The following is a 726-nucleotide window of genomic DNA, read 5'->3' as shown; positions in this document are numbered from 1 at the left end:
CATCGTCACGTCTATTGCTTCGTCAAATCTGCAACAATCAAATAGCTTATGAGTGAATTATTCGCATTCGTCGCGCGCTCTAAGTCAAGAATTATTAAGAGCTAGTTCCTATACAGCGTCTTAGCATCTTGGGAACGGCACAAGCGACTCCATATACCTCGCCCGAGATTATTGCCAATTATTATGGCAATTCTCGCTATGCTGGCTGGGCAACGACCGATCCCGCTTCAAGCTACCTCCTGATCACACAGCCGTCCAGTTATGGTGCTTTTATCTCCGGTTCGAAGAACATTGGCGATAACGCTTCCCTCCTCGATTCTATTGACAAACTTTTCAGCTCTCTTTATCAAGTAGATTCCATAACGATCAACGTAAAAGCCAAAATTTGGTCCACTAGTTCTTGGTGGCTATTGCTCGGCGACGTTCCGGATTCTGGTGGTTATGCTGCTGAACTCCGGCTTGCCGATGGGTTGAACACCTTTACTCTGTCCGAGTCGATGAACACTGACGCATTCAAGCTTGCAGCAGCTGGAGACCCTTTTCAGTTCAGATTTAAGGAGAGTTCTGGGGGCCGAGACTCAATCCTAGCATATTACGTCTCGGCTGTCGTAAGCTACTCAGATAAGCCGGCCGCCGTTCCGCTCCCAGGTGTTACGTCCCGCGCTGATTTAGGGAGAGCGTCGCGACCTATTTTGGGTGAGACGCAAAGAAAAGTCCCGAGCTGGC

General features: G+C 49.0%; 1 protein-coding gene. It reads left to right on the top strand.

Annotated elements, in window-relative coordinates; translation table 11 throughout:
• Window positions 1-128: 128 nt before the first annotated feature.
• Window positions 129-726 (top strand): hypothetical protein (locus tag G3480_RS28115; protein WP_206171943.1); only part of this gene is annotated, 598 nt, incomplete at its 3' end.

It is taken from the genome of Thiorhodococcus mannitoliphagus (genome assembly GCF_010915725.1).
GTDB classification, from domain to species: domain Bacteria; phylum Pseudomonadota; class Gammaproteobacteria; order Chromatiales; family Chromatiaceae; genus Thiorhodococcus; species Thiorhodococcus mannitoliphagus.
This window is presented reverse-complemented; position numbering and strand designations above follow the sequence as displayed.